Origin of the sequence: Paenibacillus hamazuiensis, assembly GCF_023276405.1 — a bacterium.
Lineage (GTDB): Bacteria > Bacillota > Bacilli > Paenibacillales > NBRC-103111 > Paenibacillus_AF > Paenibacillus_AF hamazuiensis.
This window is the reverse complement of record NZ_JALRMO010000001.1, coordinates 101,937-120,103: the sequence shown is the minus strand read 5'-3', so window position 1 is coordinate 120,103 and position 18,167 is coordinate 101,937. Positions and strand designations below refer to the sequence as shown.

Sequence of the window (18,167 nt, the reverse complement as noted above, 5' to 3'; positions counted from 1 at the left end):
ACGGGTCCGCCATGCGGCCGTTTCTTCAAAACGGGGCTTTTTCCGTTTGCGGCGTTACGGCGAAACCAAAATCTTCAAATTGTTTTTGTCGTTCGCCAGCGCCTCCAATCCGCCTTCCACCAAATCGTCCAGCGCGATTTTCTTCGAAATCATCTCATCGATCTGCAGCTTGCCGTCGGAAATCAGCTGAATGACCTGCGGAAAAATGTCCCGGTAGGCAATGATCCCCCGAACCTCGCGTTCTTTGAGCACAAGCGCGTTCGGATGGATGGCGGCCGGTTTTTCCCATATGCTGACGATCACAATTTGGCCCGCCGCCTTCGCGCATTGAATCGACTGGTTCAGGCAAACTTCCGCCCCCGTAACTTCGAAAACGACGTCCGCCCCGCCGTCCGTCATCCTGCAGACAGCCTGGGCCGCATCTTCTTTCAATGGGTTGACGATTGCCGTCGCCCCCATCTTGAGAGCCGTTTGCTGCCGTCCTTCGGAAACCTCGACCGCTATGATGCGGCTCGCCCCGGCCGCTTTGGCCGCTTGAATGACCAGCAGCCCGATCGGGCCCGCTCCGAAAACGACGCACGTATCCCCCATTTTCAGCCGGCTCTCCCTGACCGCATGAACGGCTACCGCGGCGGGTTCGACCAGCGCTCCCTGCTCATAACTCATGTTGTCCGCCAGCTTGTGCACCATATGCTCCTTCACCATGGTCACTTCCGAGAATCCTCCGCCACCTCCGCTCAGGCCATGAAATCCGAGGCTGTCGCAAGCGTTGTAAAGCCCTTTTCGGCAGCTGTAGCACGTCCCGCAGTTCAATATCGGTTCGACCGTTACCCGGTCTCCGGCTTTAACTTTGGATACTCCCGGCCCGACTTCGATAACCTCCGCCGAAAATTCGTGTCCCAGGATGAGCGGGTATGTCTCTTTTGTAAGCGGATGGGGCTCCGCCGGAATAAAGATCGGACCTGCCAAATACTCGTGCAGATCCGTTCCGCAAATGCCGCACCATTTGACCCTCAGCTTGACCATTCCCGGCTGAATCGCCGGTTCCGCCACTTCCTGCACCCTGACGTCCCGTATGCCGTACCAACATGCCGCTTTCATACGAATCCTCCTTTTTCCCGCCGTATGCGGACCGATTGTAACCGCTCTCAAGAAACCCAGAGACTGCATTTCTTTACTTCGTATAAAGCAATAGCAAGTTCCGTACCAAGTCCCCGCTAAAGCCCGGGAAAAGGAAATCCCGCGCTTCACCCGCCGCATGCGCGATTCCACGCGCCGTTCGAGCCGCTCCCGGCACGCGCTCTCCTTGCGTACAAAACAAGACAACCCGGGACAAATCGAGACAATGAGTCTCATATTGTCCACTTGGCTGCGGGAAATCCTCTCGCTTGGGGAAAATGTGGAACCGCTTGTTTTTCATCATATTTTAATATTCGTTTAAGGTTTTTTTCAGGTTGAAGCAATAGATTAGAAAATAGAAAGTTGCGATTTGCTTTTGGCGGTATCATTCACTACAATAAGTAGTGAAAGGTGTGTGCGCGATGAATAAGACCAGACGAAACAATAGCCAAAGAGGACTCGAACGGTTCTTTGGGCCGCTTGAGGCCAAGATCATGGACATTCTTTGGGCGCATTCGGGCTTGTCCATTAAAGATGTGCAGCTGAAGCTGGAGAAAGAAAAGGATTTGAACTACAACACGGTCATGACGGTCATGACCCGCTTGCTGGACAAAGGCGTCTTGACCAAAACGGTCGTCGGCCGAACCTCGCTGTTTACGCCGGTTCAATCGAAGGAGCAGTTTCTGGAGAAGCAGTCCAAGGAGCTCTCGCAAAGCCTTATGGAGGATTTCGGTCCCCTGGTCGTCAATCATATGATAGATGCGCTGGATGGTGCGGACCCGGAGCTGATCGAGAAGCTGGAGCGAAAACTAAAAGCTCTCAAAGAGGGTAAATGAGATGAATTGGGAACGAAGATCGAAGTTGCTTTTTTTAACAACGGCATCCGTGGCAACCGTCATCGTGATGGAGATGATTCTTTATGTCTGCCAGTCTCTGTACGGCAGGCCTTTGGCCTACAACCTGTTCCAGCATTGCAGCAGCTGGCTGAAGTCAAGCGGGTTAGGATGGATGGTCCCGGCGTTGGACCTGCTTGTGGTCAGCACGCTTGTACTGGCGTTCTGGCATATCATGCAGCAGCTGTATCGCTCCTTGCGGGCTCATCGAAAGTTGTCCAGGCTGGTGCATAAGGAGCTCACAGCGTCATTAAACGAAACCTTCTGCGGCGGGCGCCGGGAGGTGCTGGTCGTAGAGCATCGGGACACTGCCGCACTTACGATGGGTCTTATCCGTCCGAAGATCATGCTGTCCACCGGCTTGCTGGACATTTTGCACGATGATGAGCTTGCCGCAGTAATTCGGCACGAAATTTTCCATAAACAGAGCCGGGATCCGCTGAAAACGGCATTTATGCATGTATGTTCCGCGGTCTTATGGTATATCCCGATTTTAAGGTGGTGCTGTACCCAGTATCAGATGGCGCGCGAAGTTTTGGCGGATGCTTACGCCATCCGGTCGACGGGTTCCCCGACAAGCCTGGGAAGCGCCTTGGTCAAGCTGATCAAACATAACCAGATCCGGAAATATTCGTTTACCTACGCGTCCTTTGCGGAAACTTCGATCAATTACAGGCTGCAGCAGCTGCTGGAGCCGGAGACAAAGCTGGTTTTCAAGCTGCCTGTGAAACGGGTGGTGGTCTCGCTCCATATGGCCGTTTCGGTAACCGTCATGCTTTTTGCCGAGCTGCTGTTAGCTTGAATTTTTTTTATACAGTTTCACTACGATGTGTAGTGAAAGATGTACAAGCACATCGTTTTCTCTAAAAAAAAAAAAATAGGGTGGAGGAATTCGAAATGAGATTGAAAATGGTTGCTTTCGCAGTTGGTGTCATAGCGGTTCTGGGGGGAGGTTATGCGGCTTACGATTATTATGCCGGCAATCATGTTACGGTTGAGGGGGTTATTCCGGCGAGCGGAAACAATTCGGTCCAGGCGGCCGCGGGCGTTATCGAGGCGGCGAAGCTAAGCGGCCAGTGGAGCATCAAGCAGCCCGATTCCAAGGTATACATCTCCGTAACGACGTCGAAGGAGACCGTAAACATCGAAGCCGGCTCCGTCACAGGGGTATGGACCTTGGATTCGGCGGACGCCGGCAAGATGAAGGCGGAGGCGGCGGTATCGCTCGGCTCGCTGCAGTCCGGCAACGGACAGCGCGACAACCACATTAAAGGCGCGAATTACTTGGACGCGGCAGCTCATCCGGAAGCGAAGTTTGCGCTGAAAGGCTTTGAAAATTTCCCGAAGGAATGGAAGGAAGGCGAGAAGGTATCCTTCAACATGAACGGGACGCTGACCGTTAAGGGGATTTCCAAAGACGTCACATTCAAGAACGATGCCGTATACAGCCAAGGGACAATTCGGATGGAAGGAAGTACGGTGGTAACCTTCGCGGATTTTGGCATGAAAAACCCGCACGCGGTTGTGCTGGATACGGAAAATAACGTAACCGTGCAAACGCGGCTTGTTTTGGAGAAAGTATAAACAAACCCATGGAAAAGCTACGCGAACCTTTGCAGCTTATCTTGAGGAGCCCCCGTTTTTCCGCAAAAGTTAGCTGCGCATAATTAAAAAAAGACGAGTTCCGGCGAAGAAATTACGCCAAAACTCGTCTTTTACCAAATTAGATGACAAATGCACGAGTAACAATAACCAGAAGAATGAAGAGAACAAGAACAATTCCAACGGTAGCCCCAAGACCGAATCCGACTGCGCTCATTTTTTCGCCCCCCCTCAGCTGCGTTTTCAACTACATAATCAACGTATGAACGCAAGGGGAAACGCGTCTGTACGATTGTACCGTATGATGCGGAAATTTTTACGCTGCAGCCGGGTTGTCAGTTGTCGGCGATATTGGCCGAATCGATCGCGTCGGGGTCGAACGTATTCGTGGAGCTGAAGACGGACACCGATACGGATAAATCTCCGATGTTGCCGCCCCCGCTCCCCGTATACGTTTTGGACGTACTCTTCGGCGTAATCTGAAGCGCATCTCCAATATTGACCGTGCTGTTCGCCGTGACATCGATAATCTTAATAGGCGCCGCTACAATAGAGGGCATGATTTTTTGCCTCCTTTGGCATTTGTTACCTTAATCATATGCTCCTCCCTGAAAAAGTAATCAAAAAAAATACCGCCGCGGCAATCAAGCCATACCGACGGCGGAACGAAATCGGGGTCATTTGCATGGTACCTGCCTGCGGTACGCCAGCCCCGAACGGGCCGCGCTTTTGCGGTCAGTCTGTGAGCTCCGTTTCCGGCACCGCCTTCTCCTCTCGCGCCTCCTCGCCAATCTTATCGTCGTCGACCCCGGCAAAATGGCGCAGCGCCTGACGGTATTCATCATCGCTCATATAATTTTCATCCTGTACCGAATGAAAATCCGACATAAGATCACCTCTCTGCTGATGGTCAGTCTGACTTGCTTAAGGAACGCAAGCCTTCCCGGTATGCGTCGTCTTTGCCCGGCGGCTCCGCATGCTCTCCGTTCTTATCGCCCGGACGGTCGGCGTCGCCGACAAAGCCGCGCAGCGCCTTGCGGTATTCCTCGTCGCTTTGCTCCCAATTGAGCGAGGTGGTGCCGGACCTGCGTGCGCGCGGCGGCAGCGCCGTTTCCGCCTCCGCCGCACGGGAGCGGCTCGCCTGCTCTGCGGCAGCGCGGTCGCCGGCGTTACGCACCACCTCCGCTGCCGCCCGCCGGGGCGGCTCCGCCGGAGCAGCGCGTTCGGCGGCAGGCCTGGCCGGGGCGGCTCGTTCGGCGGCCGGGGCGCTTCCCGCCTCGGCCCTTTGCGCCGCCGGCTTCTCCGGCGCCGGCGCTTCCGCTCGCTTCGGCGTCTCTGCAGCGGGGCGTGCGGCTTCTTTGGCCGGCTTGCTTCCCCTCAGGTTAAACACAACCAATCCGATCAGGGCCGCGATCACGATAATAGCAATGCCGTACAGCATACCGATTCCTCCGCTTCTTAGCTGTTCCTCGTCAGTTTTTCGGTGATCTCCGCCACCCGGCGTCCCAGCGCACGGCCGAGCGCCAGGTCGTTCTCTTTCGGCAGATTGGGAGGATCGTCCTCGGACAACTCCACCGGACAGGTTACCCCGACGCCGTAATACGAGCCGTAAAGCGCGTTCTCCGGAATGTTGCCCGGAAGGCCGACCACAATCATGCCGTGATGAAACATCGGCGTAATCAAATTCAGCATGGTCGCTTCAATGCCGCCATGAACGGTGGCCGTCGTGCAGAAAACGGCTCCGACCTTCCCGATAAGCTTGCCCTTGGCCCATAAATATCCGAGCCGGTCGATCCAAGCTTTCAATCCGGCGCTAATCGTGCCGAAATGGCCCGGGCAGCCCCAGATGATCGCGTCCATCTGCGCCAGCTCGTAAATATCCGCCTCTTTGACATGGTGCAGCCATACCTCCGCCTGCCCGACCTGCTTCGCTCCTTCGGCAATGGACCGGGCGAGCGCCTCGGTATGCCCGCCTTCGCTGTCGTAGACCACGTAAATTTTCATATCGATTCCCGCTCCTTATGTTTTTACCGGCTCCAGCTCGATCGCCTCCTCCAGCTGGGCCGGAGGCTGCTGCAGCACTTCCACCTTATCCTTTTTGACCTTCTTTATAAAAAAGGACAAAAAGAGTGCGATGAGCGCAAATATTGTCGCCACCAAAAACGCGTCATTGATTCCGTTGATCGTGGACTCCCGCATCGCCAAGCCATATACCGTTTGCACAGCAAGCGCCTGACCGGCCTGCGCCGGTATCCCCGCCGCTCCGGCAAGCGCACCCGCCAGCTCCTGAAACGACGAGACGATCTGCGGATTCGCGACTGAAATCACGTTGGCATAGTCACCCATATGAACCGTCGATCTTGTCGACATCACGGTAACAAGCAGGGCGGTTCCGATCGAGCCGGCGATCTGCCGCATCGTATTGGACATCGCCGTCGCGTGGGAGCCCAGCTGCAGCGGCACCTGATTCAAACCGGCGGTTTGCACGGTCATCATCATAAACGACATCCCGAAGCTGCGGACGGTATAAAGCGTCAGCATATGCGCATACGTCGTATCGGAGGTCAGCCGGCTGAACTCCCAGGTGGACACGGCGGTGATGACGAGCCCGATAATGGCCAGAGGCCTCGCCCCGATCCGGTCGAACAGCGCGCCGGATATCGGCGACATGACACCCATCAGCAGCGCCCCCGGCAGCATCAGCAGTCCGGCCTGCAGCGGCGTAAAACCGCGGATGTTTTGCAAATAAATCGGCAGCAGGATCATTCCGCCGAACATCGTGAGGTTAATGGCGGAGCCGATAATCGTCGTCAGTGTGAAGATGTTGTAATTGAAGACGCGCAGCTCGAGCAAAGGCTCATCGACCGACAGCTCCCGCCAGACGAACAGCGCGATAAAGATAGCTCCGACCACAAGAAACCCGACCACCGTCAAGCTTCCCCATCCGTGACTCCCCGCTTCGCTGAAGCCGTACAGCAGCCCTCCGAAGCCCAAGGTCGACGTAACGGCGCCCCACGTATCGAACTTGGGGAAGGTTAGCTTGCCTACGCTGCGCAGCCATTTCAGCGCAAGCACAATATCGATCAGGCCAAGCGGAACCATCATGATAAACAGGATGCGCCACGTATAATTTTCCACGATCCACCCGGCAAGCGTCGGGCCTACCGCAGGAGCGAAAATCATGGCGATGCCCATCGTTCCCATAGCCGCTCCCCGCCGTTCGGGAGGGAAAATCGTCAGAAACACGCTCATCACAAGCGGCATCAAAATCCCCGCACCGATCGCCTGCATGACCCGCCCGATCATCATCACGCTGAAGCCCGGGGAGATCGCGCAAACGATCGAGCCGACGGTAAAAAAGCCCATGGCGGCCAAAAACAAACTGCGCGTCCGGTATGTAGCGATCAGATAAGCCGTGATCGGAATGAGCACGCCGTTAACCAGCATATATGCCGTGGATAACCATTGGGCCGTGGTCGCCGACATGTTGAAGTCCGTCATGAGATGCGGCAGGGCGATGTTGATCAAGGTTTGATTCAAAATGGAGATGAAGGCTCCGAGCAGCAGGACGGCGAGCGTTCGGCCTACATGGATAGGTTCCACCCGAACACCCCCTAAATATGGATGCGGACGGTGGCGCTCATCCCGGGAGCCAAGGAGACCCCCTTGTAGCCGTCTAGTAAAATCGTAACCGGAAGCACTTGGGCGACCTTCGTGTAGTTCGCCGTCGTGTTCGAGGCCGGCATCAGCGAGAAGGAACCTGCGGTCGCCTGGCCGATTTTATCGACCCGACCGGTCAGCACCGTACCCGGGAACGCATCGACATACACATCGACGGTTTGCCCCGGCTTGATATCGTTGTACCTTTTTTCCTCGATGTTCGCCGTGATCCACAGGTTGTTAAGGTCATAAGCCCGGGCCAGCACGGATCCCGCCGCAACGAACGAATTGGGCACGACCGACTGCTGCACGACGGTGCCGGCCGTTGGGAAATCGATATCCACTTTGGCTGTCGCCCCGGCCGGAAGTATGCTGCCTATCCGGTCCCCGCCCGTGAACGTTTTCCCCAGTTGACCGCTCCAATCCGTCAACCGGCCGGAGGCGGTCGCCGCGATGGCGATCTGCTGACCGTCCACCCTGGCGTTATCCGTGCTGATGTAATTGACGCTCTGGTTGTAGTAGTAAACGCCGGCACCGAGCCCCGCGATAATGATGATGATGAGCAGCAGATTGACAAGAAGCATTTTCGAATTCATCGTTATCCCCCTACAGAAAGTTTTCTAAGATTAGGTTGCATTAAACGGTAACTGATTATTCAAAAAAGACCAGCATTTAGGGTATAATGTAATAGCGACGCTCATTTACATAACAGTAAAGTCCAAGGAGGGAACCACACCATGCTCAAGCGCTTCTACATGCCTCTGTTTCTTCATCCGGACACTTGGAACAAGCTGGGATTACGCAAGCATTTTGACGATTACGTCAGCAAATATTACGGATTCCACTAAAAATCCCGCCGAAACAAAAAACCTCCGCCACTGGTTCGTGGAACGGAGGTTTTTGCTTCTGCCCTATGATTAACGCTTGTTATTCGTATCCCTTGCGTTTTGCAAAGTTTGCGCCAATTGAGCGGAATTGACTTTGCCGATAAAAACTCGCTGCAGCTCGCTGAGGGCGGTTTGCGTAGTCGCCGCGTCGATCGCGACATCCAAGTTGAGATCTCCGCCTTGGACATTATTAAAAATGTTGCTGATATCGACGAGCAGCGGGGAAAACTCGTTCGGATTCAATTTGCCTTCGATTTTTTGCGCAATGCCGATCGGATTTTTCTTGTCGAGATTTACTTTCGGATAATTCTTCATCAGGTATGCGGCGAATTTCTTGGCCTCCTCCACGTGCTCTCCATTTTTAGCCACTGCCAGTCCGATACCCGGGGAAAGCAGGAACTCATTCGGATTGCCTTTGCCGGCAACGGTCGGGAATTTGAATACGCCGATTTCGCCGCCCGGGAAAGCCGCGCTGATTTCTCCTGCCGCATAGGTCGTATTATAAATCATCGCCGCTTTGGAAGATTTGAACAAGCTCTTGGCCGTATTGTTGTCCATCGACGTCGCCCCGTCCTGGAAGGCGCCGGCCTGGACAAGCTCCTGCAACTTATCGAGCGCCTGCACGAACTCCGGATCGGTAAATTTCTTTTCTCCGGTTGCCACTTTATCGAGAAATCCGACACCATGGACTCGGGTGAGCAGACTGGTCAGGAACAACGCCCCGGTCCAGGCGTCTTTCTCACCGACAACAATCGGTATCGTTCCCGCAGACTTGAGCTTTTTCGAGATTTCAATCAGCTCTTCGTAAGTTGCGGGAGGCTGAACTCCGGCTTGTTCGAACAGCTTCTTGTTATAGTAAAACAATCCGATATTGTTCTGCATCGGCAGCGCGTATAATTTGTTGTCCATCTTGTAATAATCGAGAACGCCCGGAAGGAACGTATCTTTAAGTTCCGGCATTAAATCGTCCAGCGGAGCGAGCAATCCGGCATCGGTGTACGGCTTCATTTGAGCTCTGGGATTGACGACAGTGAGATCAGGGATGTTGTTGGCTGCCGCTTGCGTTTTCAATTTGCTTTTTTGCTGATCCGTGCTTACGGCGTCCCATTCAATCGTAATATTGGGGTTTGCCGCCATATAGTCGTCCGTCAGCTGCCGCAATACCTGCGTTCTTGGAGTCGAGGCGTCGACCTCAATATGCTGGAATACGAGCTTAACTTTTTTCCCGGAAGCTGCGCCTCCGGGCGTAGTACCGGACGCACCGGCACCCGACTTTTCGTTTTGATTGTTGCCGCCACAGGCCGACATGATCAGGAGTATGACCGCCATCATGGAAACAAGCGCTTTTTTCGACTTCTTCATTTGCCCAATCCCCCACTCCGCTAATTTAGAACTCAATTAGGACATGTCTCATATCCACATTATAAGAATCTTGGTTTTTCATGTCAACTATATGTTATTAAACATAACATAAAATTCGGAAAGACGACTTCTTTCCGCCCTTACGACGCAAGACATTCGGCCGAACGGAGAACGTAACATTACCCCTTGACCGCCCCCGCAACCATACCGCGAGTGATACGCTGAGCCATAAAAAAGTAAAAGATTACGACCGGAGCAGCCGACATGACAAGAAACGCTCCCATCGAGCCGTAATTGGTCGAGAACTGGCTGATGAAGCTGTACACGCCAAAGGGCAGCGTTTTCAGCTCGGATGAAGAGACAAGAATCGATGCTTTGATATATTCATTCCATACAGAAATAAATGTGAGAATGACGACGGTCATGATCGGCGGTTTCATAATAGGCAGGATGATGGAAAAAAACAGGCGATAGACGGAGGCCCCGTCCATAAATGCCGATTCTTCCATTTCATAGGGAATGCTGCGCAAAAAACCGCTCAGAATAAAGACCGCCATCGGGATCGCGAAGGCAATATAGGGCAAAATGAGCGCGAGATACGTGTTCAAAATCCCCATATTTTTAAACAGGATAAGCAGGGGCAGCAGCACCGACTGATGAGGGATCATGATCCCAATCATGAATGCCGCCATGAAAAGTCCGCCGTATCGCCATTTGAATCTTGTCATTGCGTAAGATGCCATGGAGCCTAAAGCGACCACAACAATCAGCGTGGCTCCCGTTACAAGTATGCTGTTAAACAGCGACATCAAATAGTTTCCGCTGACAAAGGCGTTGCTGTAGTTGCTCCACAGCATCTTGTTCGGCAGGGAGAAAAAGCTTCCGTCCAATATTTCCTCGTCTGATTTGAAGGAATACAGAAGCAGCCAAACAAGCGGGTAAACCTGGGTAACGAACAGAACGGAGAACAACGCCCAGACTGCCGTGATCATCGCCTTTTTCCGCCACTGTCCCCTTTGGGAGCGGTCTTTGGCCGTAATATGCGCGCGATGTTCGACCGTAGATATTTTCATTCGTCCTCCTCCTCTCTACGAGATTCGCTTCTCGTACCGTTGGAAAAATTTATTGAGCAGCGCCGTTATCAACAAACATTCCAACACAAGAAAGACTGAAATCGCGCTTCCATATCCGTATTTGAAAGAAAGGAAACCCATATTGTACAGATGCGTTGAGACGACCTCGGTCGAGTTCGCCGGCCCCCCGGCTGTCATTACGACGATAAGATCGAATGCTTTAAGCGAACCCGTAATGGCGAGGATGATCGATATTTTCAGCACCGGCATGACAAGCGGCAGCGTAATATGCCAATCAGCCTTGAAACCGTCTGCACCATCGATTTTCGCCGCCTCATAAAGCTCGCTCGGAATATTCTGCACTCCGGTAAACTGAATGAGCACATGATAACCGAGGTACTGCCACAAGGCTACGAAAATAACCGCATAAATGGCGATATCGGGATCGGTGAGCCAACTCTTGGCCCAACTTCCGAGACCGAGCTCGACTAAGATGCTGTTCAGCATGCCGCCGAGGGAGGCCGGGTTATAGATCGACTTCCACAGCTGCCCGATAACGACAACCGACAATATGACCGGCAAAAAATAACTGGACACGAGAAAATTCGGCCTTTTCACAAACCGGGTCAATAAAATCGCTACCAGCAGAGCAAACGGCACTTCCAAGACGGAGAACAGAGCGAATATAAACGTCCGATACACGGAAGGCCAGAATACCGGATCGTTCGTAAACATCTCCGAATAATTTCGAAGCCCTACGAATTTGGGCAAGCCGACTCCCGACCATTCCGAAAAGGAGTAATAGAAAGAAAGAAAAATCGGCGCAAATACGATCCACGCATACAAAATAAAGCAGGGCAGTATAAATATCGCTATTGTTCGTAAGGAAACTTTGAGCACACCGTTCATCTATGGGTCCCCCGTCCTGCAGTCTATGGAAGGCGCTGTCAACGAAAGCCTTAACAAACCTTTACTTCCATTTAACCTCATGCAAACAAGATCTGTGCATGCCGCTTCAGCCAAGCCATGCTGTTGGCGACGCTGTCGAGCGGCGGCTTCTGGCATCTATCCTGCTCGACCACCAGCCACTCCACGCCCGATTCGCAGGCTGCCCCGATCACTTCGGAGATCGACACAAGGCCGGTACCGAGCTCAAGGGTTTGTGCCTGCCCCTGGGCGTCGACGCTGTAATCCTTAAGATGCAGTAGCGGCAGTCTGCCGGCGTAGTTACGGATATACCCGATCGGATCCTGCCCGGCATACTGAACCCAGCACACATCCAGCTCGATCTGAATATGCCGTGGATCCGACGACGCCATCAGCACATCGAACACACATTCGCTGCCGATCCGCCTTTCGAATTCAATCGCGTGGTTATGGTAGGTAAATACGATGCCTTCTTCGTGCATGCTCGCTGCCGCCTGACGGCAAGTTGCGAAGATATGCTGCCAATCCTGCTCCGTCTCCGTGCCGGCGCCCTTCAAGTGGGCGCATGTCAAATAGCGGCCGCCGATTGTTTTCATGTAGCGAATCTCTTCTTTCACCGCTTCGGAATCGCCAAGCTTATCGATTCCGAGATGGCCGCCGATGGCCGTCAGCTTCAGCTCCTGCAGCAGCCGAACAAGATCGCTTGCCTGCCAGCCGAAATAACCGGCAAATTCGATCCCCTCGTATCCAAGGGCGGCAACTTGACGAAGCGTACCTTCCAAATCCCGGGCCATATCTTCACGAAGAGTGAAAAGCTGCAGGCCAACTCGTGTTTTCTTCATTTCTTCCCGCTCCTTCGTTTCCAAAATAATAGAACGTCCCTATCCGGCATCGGCCGTCGGCGCCACAGCTTCGTCACGGCCGGCTGCCAGCCACCGGTCGATTTCCAAAATGGAAGAAAGCATCACATTGCCGACCTTCTCGATATCTTCGGGGGTGCTGTACTCCTCCGGAGAGTGGCTTTTGCCGTTGATGCTTCTGACGAATATCATACATGATCTGGTTACTGCCGCCACATGAACGGCATCGTGTACGGCCATACTGGAAAGATGCATGTACGGTTCGTTTAATCGCTTCGCCGTGCCGGCCAGTATATCCACCAGCTGCGCGTCGAGCATTTCGGGATCCTGATTCAGAATCAATCGTTCCTCGATGGTCACTCCCCGCAATTCGGCGATTTTTTTCCACTCCTGCTGAATAGAGGACAGCGCTTGACGAATTCCTTCCTTGTCCCCGCCTCTGATTTCAAGTATAAAGTCAACCTGGCCCGCGATCGTATTCGTCGCATTGGGCTTGACGTTCAGCTTGCCGACCGTCCCTACCAAATCCGAAGGAACCGATCTGCACACATCCTCGACAACCAGCACCATCTCGGAAGCGGCAGCCAGCGCGTCGACCCGGTGATCCATCATCGTAGTTCCGGAATGATTCGCTTCTCCGACTACTGTAACGTGCGTGCGATAAATTCCGACCACCCGGTCCACCACCGCAACGGCGATGCCCTTGCTCTCGAGCCGCTTCCCCTGTTCGATATGCAACTCCACAAACGCCTTTTTCTCGCTTCGCAGCTTCTTGAATTCCCCGTAACGCTCCAGATCCCCTCCGACCTGAACAATGGCATCCTTCAGCATAACGCCGTTCAAATCGGAAGCTTCCAGCATCTGCTCCTTGGACAAACGTCCGGCAAAAGCCCGGCTCCCCATGGTCGATAAATTGTAATCGTTCGACTCTTCCGCAGTGAACGATACGATCTCCAGATCATGATCCGTGCCGACATTGTTCTCCATCAAAGTGCAAACGATCTCTTTGGCCATAAGGACTCCCAACGCGCCGTCGTATTTGCCGCCGTTCGGGACGGTGTCCAGATGGGAGCCGATAACGATGCTCCCCGTCTTGCGTCCGCTTCCTCGTCTTTTGGCCCATATATTCGCAGCAGGATCCACAAAAACGTCGAGTCCCATCTCTATCATCTCGGATATGAACAGACGACGGACCGTCTGGTCGGCGGCCGAGAAGCTCGGTCTTGTGATGCCGCCTTCCTCGTTCATCCCGTATTGGGCATATCGCTCCAAGTCCGCCATCAAACGCTCAATGTTTATTTGCATGTATGGTGCCTCCCGCATGTCATGAAACCTTATGTCTGCCGATTAGTCGGTTACTCATCGCCTTTGACTCCAAACGAAGGCGCTTTGCCCGGCTCCAACGCTCTTAATTTGTATTGATCCGCTTGAGGTGCATACAATGCCCAAAGACGTTTCATGTCCTGCAGCGGATCGTCACTGTAATCGATGCGAAGGTCGACATAAGGAAAGGGGATGTCCGCCTGAAATACGATAAGGGCAATCGAATGCTCCTGGTCCATTTCCCCTCCCATAGCAAAGCCGGCCTCAATCGAAGCGAGCAGACGGTCCGCCAGCGGGAGATCCGCACTTGAGGCAAACAGGCGTCCCATTTCCTCGGGAATGCGGGCGTCGCTGAGCAGGTTGCCGATGCAAGCGACATCGTCCGCACAATAATCGCTGTGAATACCAAGCGCTTTGTCTCCGCTGAACACGGCGGATCGGCCGGATCGGTCGACCACGGCAAGCTGTCTGTATGCCTTATGAGATGTGGCGCCGACCATCGCCCCCATCGCTTCGTCCGCATCGTAACCGGCGCCCAGTGCAGCCAGACCGATGTCCGCAAGCCGGGGATCGGTTACATTCTGGGTCAGCACGACGCCCGTTCCGGACTTGATGCGCACACAGCGTGCCCCAACGGCCGGACTGCTCGACGTCACGACGGCGCCGATCGCCCCCGTACGCCGGCAGCGGCCGGCGACGGAAAACGTGCTTGTCGCCGGGATGCTCATTCGGCCGCACCCGATCCGCCGATGACCGCCTCCACATCGATTTCGACCAGCATCTCCGGCAGCGCCAGACCGCTGACGATAAGACCCGTGCTGCACGGATAAACACCTTTGAAATGCTCCGCAATAACCCCGTAAGCGGTGCTGCGGAAGGAGCGGTCCGTCAAATAAACGGTTATTTTGCACACATCGTTCATCGAACCGCCCGCTTCCTCCAATAACCGCTTGATGCAGCGGCAAGCATTGTGCGTCTGTTCGGCTACATCGTTCAAGCCGTGAAAATTGCCGTCCAGATCGAAGCCGGTCTGTCCGCGCATGAAAATTCGGTCCCCTGCCCGCACAACCATGCAAAATTCATTGACGACATGATGCTCTTTCTCGCCCATATGCGCCGGGTAGAACTTGGCGGTTTCGAACTTACGGAAGCGTTGGATCGTTGTCATGGGATATCTCTCCTTAAGTTAGCTGGATGGTTTATTTGCCGGAGACGGGCCAGCCTAACAGATGTTCGGCCTCACTCCACTGCTTGTTTTCGATAAGGGCGCGAATTCGGCTCGACGAGATGACGCAGCCCGCTTGGCATACGACGGGATCGAGAATGCATACCGCAAATTTTTCCCGAAGCGTATCGATTCCGCCGTCCCGGTCCCTTCCGAATCGGAAATCCGAGCCTTCCCAGATTTCAACCGGGTTCAACATTTCAAGTTCCTCGATAAAAACAGCCGAGCCGCGTGACACATAATCGGCGTTGAACGGCGCAACAATAGCGTGATCGACGCCCAGCGCTTTCAATCTGCTCAGCTTCTCCTCCCGCGAGGTCAGCATAAGGGTATGCTGAAAAAAAACTTTCGGCGGCGGGTCGAACGTATAGACGACCAGCGGAACCCCGCATTCATCCGCCCGGCTGCGCGCCGTCGCTATGAGCTCCCGATGCGCTTTATGGACGCCGTCGAACGCCCCTATGGTCAGGACGGAGCCCGGAAGACGAAGCGATCTGGCCGCGTGTACGTGCATTTTATCCTCTCCCGTAACAGGCTGGAGCAGCTGACGATCGATTACACCTTGCTCGGTTCCGGGTCCAGCTGCAAATCGGCCGCTTTCACAACAGCGCTGCGCATCGGAGACAGATCGAAGCTGTTGAATACGGCGTTATACTGGGCGAATGGCGGGCTTTGGGCGAAAAGCTCAAACGTCACCATATGGCCGGCATGCGAGGAGTTCATCAAATCCCTTGCAAAATAAAGCAGCTTGGAGCGGTTCTCCGCACTCCATCCGCCGACGGAATAATATTGGTCAATATATGTCTGCAATTCGGGCGCCGCAATCGTATCCGCATCCGGAGTCACCGCAAGCTGTCCGCCGACCAATTCCCGCGCCAGATGCACCATCGCCGGGAAATTGCTGAGAGCGAATACCCGTCCTGTATACAGAAGCGACTGGTTCGGCATCATCAGGCCGCCCGGACTCGGCTGAGCGTCCGCCACCGCAGCGGTCAGATGGGCGTTGATCGACTCCCTGTACGTAATGAGCTGGGCCAATTTCTCCCTAACGGCCGGAAGCTTGGTGAGCCCGGTCTGCTCCACGTTCAGCAGTGCCGCCCCGATCAAATAATCGGCGCGCTTCAGTATGCGCAGGACATAGTTGAAAGCCGAATAACGGTGCAGCGTGTTGCGGATATATTGAGCGGATTCCAAAGAACGGTGGAAGAGCACATTTTCCCACGGAATCAGTACGTCATCAAAAATAAGAAGGGTATCGATTTCTTCGAACTTTGTGGAAATCGGGTAATTGCGCGGATCTTTGCCTGCGCCGAGAGACGAACGGCATATATGCTTAAGTCCCGGGGCCCCCATATCGCAAATGAAGCCGCAGGCATAAGGTTTCATCGCCTCGTCGCCTTCCGCCCAATTCGTTATGGTCGGCTTGACGAACGCCTGGTGGGCGTAAGCCGCAGCCGTTTCGAACTTGGCTCCGCGCACGATGATACCTTTGTCATTCTCGCCGACAACATGCAGCAGACTGCCGCCTTTGCCGCTCAGCACCTGGCTGCGGTCGCCTTTCGGATCGGTGTTGGCGGATACGTGGAACAAGTCCTCCCGGGCAACGCGATCCACATGATATTTTATATTCTCGGCATAGGTCGGATCGATTTGATTCAGGCGATCCTGGGCGTCATAGAGCGACCACATCTCGCCGACCGTCTCATCGCCGACGCGGTAAACGACGCCGCCCAGATCGTCAAGCACCGTATCGACATAGCGACGAATGCCGGTCAGATCTTCTTTCGTTTTCGGAAGCTTGTAAGCCCGGCAAACGGTCGTTCCGTCCTCCAGCTTTGCGGTGGTGACCGCCTTGTATTTTTCCTCATGGTTAATGTCGTACATGCGGGCTTTCGCATCAATGATCGGCTTGAAGGCCGGGTGTTCCGTAATGCTGCCGACTTTCTCCCCGTCAATCCATACTTCCCTGCCGTCGTTCAATGAGCGACGATACTCATCCCCCGTCATTAAAGCCATTGCAAACTCCCCCTGCCCCGTAGTTGGAATAAACTCAGATTGATCCTCCGGCATTGTCGATCAGATAACGGCCCAGCTTCTTGGCTTCTTCGGTATGACGGCGAACTATCGCTTTGCTTGCCTCGAGATCGCCGACGATAATCGCTTCCGTCAGCCGGACGTGATCATGGGACAATGCGTCCAGCTCCCGGCAAGCCGTTTCGTCTTTCGCTTCGATAGCCCCGCGCAGCGCGCTCGTGATGACCGCCTCGGCGGTCAGTCGCCGGTAAGCCTCAAGCAGCGTCGCATTGCCTGCGCTTGCGACAATATAGTCGTGATACGCCGTGTTGGATTCGATATAACGGTCAACAGCTTCCAGACTGCCGCAATAATCCCGAACGGAATCTTCGGTCCGCCTTCGCAGCTCGTCAACCCCGCTTTGTTCCAGTTTGCCGGCAACCTGCTCCAGCGCTGCGATTTCCAGGGCGCAGCGCGTATCGAGCGCCTCCGTTAGCAGCTTCGCGCCCAGCGGCCGGATACGGAAGCTGCCATCGCTCTCCCGAAGGACCAGCCCCTCCGACTCGAGTCTCGTCACCGCATAATATACCGCCTGAGACGGACATTCCAGCAAAGCGGCCAACCCCTGCAGATCGAGATCGGCTTTAGCCGGCAGATCGCGCCGCACAACCATCCCTCGAACCTGGCGATACACACCTTCATCGGCCGCCCCCTGAAAACGCCCAAACTTCCCGCGAAAGTAGGCCAAAGGATTTCCTTCCGCCGCCGATGCCCGGACAGCTTCGGCAATAAACACGGTATGAGTCCCGCCGATGACTTCTTCGACTACGCGGCATTCGACTGTCGCAAGGGCGTGCTGCAGAAGCGGCCCGCCGAGTTCCCCTCTTACGACGTTAATGCCCTCAAACTTGTCCGTGTTCGGCTTCGCAAACCGGATAGCCAGCTCGCCCTGATGATCGTAAAGAATGTTGACACCGAAGAACCTTGATTTGGATATGGCATGACAAGTACCCGACTTTCTATGAATGCAGACAAGCAGCATCGGCGGTTCAAGCGAGAGACAGGCGACGGCGCTTGCCGTCAAACCGTAGTCGACATCTTCCGACCGGGTCGTGATAACGGTTACACCGCTCATGAAATGTCCGATAACGTGCTGAAAGCGTTCCTTGTCGATAACATTGTACGGATCCATCTTCCCCCTCCTCTCAGCGGTACTTTTTAGT

Annotated in this window: 20 protein-coding genes; 3 read left to right on the top strand and 17 right to left on the bottom strand. The window is 54.4% G+C overall.

Annotation, left to right across the window (positions count from 1 at the left end):
* Positions 1-54: 54 nt before the first annotated feature.
* On the bottom strand, positions 55-1,101 hold the full coding sequence (locus MYS68_RS00470; protein ID WP_248923931.1) for a 2,3-butanediol dehydrogenase: 1,047 nt from the start codon (positions 1,099-1,101) through the stop codon (positions 55-57).
* Between the two features lie 440 nt (positions 1,102-1,541).
* On the opposite strand from MYS68_RS00470, the gene MYS68_RS00465 reads away from it, so the two are divergent.
* The 3 genes from MYS68_RS00465 to MYS68_RS00455 all read left to right on the top strand — a co-directional run bounded on the left by MYS68_RS00465 (position 1,542) and on the right by MYS68_RS00455 (position 3,596).
* Positions 1,542-1,955: a BlaI/MecI/CopY family transcriptional regulator gene (locus MYS68_RS00465; RefSeq protein ID WP_248923930.1), complete on the top strand. Its 414-nt coding sequence runs from the start codon at positions 1,542-1,544 to the stop codon at positions 1,953-1,955.
* A gap of 1 nt (position 1,956) precedes the next feature.
* Positions 1,957-2,814: a M56 family metallopeptidase gene (locus MYS68_RS00460; RefSeq protein WP_248923929.1), complete on the top strand. Its 858-nt coding sequence runs from the start codon at positions 1,957-1,959 to the stop codon at positions 2,812-2,814.
* A gap of 95 nt (positions 2,815-2,909) precedes the next feature.
* Positions 2,910-3,596 (top strand): YceI family protein, encoded by a 687-nt coding sequence (locus tag MYS68_RS00455; protein WP_248923928.1) that lies wholly within the window; start codon positions 2,910-2,912, stop codon positions 3,594-3,596.
* A gap of 139 nt (positions 3,597-3,735) precedes the next feature.
* Here MYS68_RS00455 and MYS68_RS00450 read toward each other — a convergent pair whose 3' ends face one another.
* The 16 genes from MYS68_RS00450 to MYS68_RS00375 form a co-directional block, all read right to left on the bottom strand.
* The gene (locus tag MYS68_RS00450; protein ID WP_248923927.1) at positions 3,736-3,831 is read right to left on the bottom strand and encodes a YjcZ family sporulation protein; all 96 of its coding nucleotides are present in this window, start codon (positions 3,829-3,831) and stop codon (positions 3,736-3,738) included.
* A 118-nt stretch (positions 3,832-3,949) separates the two neighbouring features.
* The gene (locus tag MYS68_RS00445; protein ID WP_248923926.1) at positions 3,950-4,174 is read right to left on the bottom strand and encodes a spore germination protein; all 225 of its coding nucleotides are present in this window, start codon (positions 4,172-4,174) and stop codon (positions 3,950-3,952) included.
* Between the two features lie 350 nt (positions 4,175-4,524).
* Entirely contained in the window at positions 4,525-5,055 is a 531-nt protein-coding gene (locus MYS68_RS00440; RefSeq protein WP_248923925.1) for a hypothetical protein, read from the bottom strand.
* A 17-nt stretch (positions 5,056-5,072) separates the two neighbouring features.
* Positions 5,073-5,618 carry an NAD(P)H-dependent oxidoreductase gene (locus MYS68_RS00435; RefSeq protein WP_248923924.1) on the bottom strand — a complete coding sequence of 182 codons (546 nt, stop codon included), beginning with the start codon at positions 5,616-5,618 and terminating at the stop codon, positions 5,073-5,075.
* A gap of 15 nt (positions 5,619-5,633) precedes the next feature.
* Positions 5,634-7,217 (bottom strand): DHA2 family efflux MFS transporter permease subunit, encoded by a 1,584-nt coding sequence (locus tag MYS68_RS00430; RefSeq protein WP_248923923.1) that lies wholly within the window; start codon positions 7,215-7,217, stop codon positions 5,634-5,636.
* Positions 7,218-7,228: 11 nt separating this feature from the next.
* Positions 7,229-7,870, bottom strand: coding sequence for an HlyD family secretion protein (locus MYS68_RS00425; RefSeq protein WP_248923922.1), 642 nt, complete (start codon positions 7,868-7,870; stop codon positions 7,229-7,231).
* A 321-nt stretch (positions 7,871-8,191) separates the two neighbouring features.
* Positions 8,192-9,523, bottom strand: a complete 1,332-nt coding sequence (locus tag MYS68_RS00420; RefSeq protein ID WP_248923921.1) for an ABC transporter substrate-binding protein — start codon at positions 9,521-9,523, stop codon at positions 8,192-8,194.
* Between the two features lie 179 nt (positions 9,524-9,702).
* Positions 9,703-10,515: a carbohydrate ABC transporter permease gene (locus MYS68_RS00415; RefSeq protein ID WP_248930767.1), complete on the bottom strand. Its 813-nt coding sequence runs from the start codon at positions 10,513-10,515 to the stop codon at positions 9,703-9,705.
* 96 nt (positions 10,516-10,611) lie between these two features.
* Entirely contained in the window at positions 10,612-11,505 is an 894-nt protein-coding gene (locus tag MYS68_RS00410; protein ID WP_248923920.1) for a carbohydrate ABC transporter permease, read from the bottom strand.
* A 77-nt stretch (positions 11,506-11,582) separates the two neighbouring features.
* Entirely contained in the window at positions 11,583-12,365 is a 783-nt protein-coding gene (locus MYS68_RS00405; RefSeq protein WP_248923919.1) for a sugar phosphate isomerase/epimerase family protein, read from the bottom strand.
* Between the two features lie 39 nt (positions 12,366-12,404).
* Complete coding sequence (locus MYS68_RS00400; RefSeq protein ID WP_248923918.1) at positions 12,405-13,688, bottom strand: Zn-dependent hydrolase; 1,284 nt, start codon at positions 13,686-13,688, stop codon at positions 12,405-12,407.
* 50 nt (positions 13,689-13,738) lie between these two features.
* A complete protein-coding gene (locus tag MYS68_RS00395; protein WP_248923917.1) occupies positions 13,739-14,434 on the bottom strand; it encodes a DUF1028 domain-containing protein in 696 nt (231 codons plus the stop codon).
* Positions 14,431-14,874: a RidA family protein gene (locus tag MYS68_RS00390; RefSeq protein WP_248923916.1), complete on the bottom strand. Its 444-nt coding sequence runs from the start codon at positions 14,872-14,874 to the stop codon at positions 14,431-14,433. The genes MYS68_RS00395 and MYS68_RS00390 overlap by 4 nt, the downstream gene beginning before the upstream one ends.
* 31 nt (positions 14,875-14,905) lie before the next feature.
* The gene (locus tag MYS68_RS00385) at positions 14,906-15,445 is read right to left on the bottom strand and encodes an FAD synthetase family protein (protein WP_248923915.1); all 540 of its coding nucleotides are present in this window, start codon (positions 15,443-15,445) and stop codon (positions 14,906-14,908) included.
* Between the two features lie 41 nt (positions 15,446-15,486).
* The gene (locus MYS68_RS00380) at positions 15,487-16,947 is read right to left on the bottom strand and encodes a 4-hydroxyphenylacetate 3-hydroxylase family protein (RefSeq protein WP_248923914.1); all 1,461 of its coding nucleotides are present in this window, start codon (positions 16,945-16,947) and stop codon (positions 15,487-15,489) included.
* 34 nt (positions 16,948-16,981) lie between these two features.
* A complete protein-coding gene (locus MYS68_RS00375; protein ID WP_248923913.1) occupies positions 16,982-18,136 on the bottom strand; it encodes a flavin reductase in 1,155 nt (384 codons plus the stop codon).
* Between the last annotated feature and the right edge of the window lie 31 nt (positions 18,137-18,167).